Source organism: Pseudoalteromonas sp. S1727, from assembly GCF_005886375.1.
Classification (GTDB): domain Bacteria; phylum Pseudomonadota; class Gammaproteobacteria; order Enterobacterales; family Alteromonadaceae; genus Pseudoalteromonas; species Pseudoalteromonas haloplanktis.
Genome location: NZ_PNDT01000226.1, coordinates 1 through 201, shown reverse-complemented (window position 1 = coordinate 201; position 201 = coordinate 1). Strand labels below are relative to the sequence as shown.

Here is a 201-nt window from a genome sequence, read left to right as displayed (position 1 = left end):
TGCGGGAGTGGCGGAATTGGTAGACGCGCTGGATTTAGGTTCCAGTAACTTCGGTTGTGAGAGTTCAAGTCTCTCCTTCCGCACCATGTTCTTGATAAGAACTAAAACTATCAAAATTTTTAGTTGGGATATCGCCAAGCGGTAAGGCACCAGGTTTTGATCCTGGCATTCCCAGGTTCAAATCCTGGTATCCCAGCCAAC

2 tRNA genes are annotated in these 201 nt (G+C 47.3%); both read left to right on the top strand.

Annotated elements, in window-relative coordinates:
* The first annotated feature begins 1 nt into the window (after position 1).
* Positions 2-86: transfer RNA gene (locus tag CWB85_RS21770), tRNA-Leu, on the top strand.
* 38 nt (positions 87-124) lie between these two features.
* Positions 125-199 (top strand) — tRNA-Gln (locus CWB85_RS21765).
* Positions 200-201: the final 2 nt, after the last annotated feature.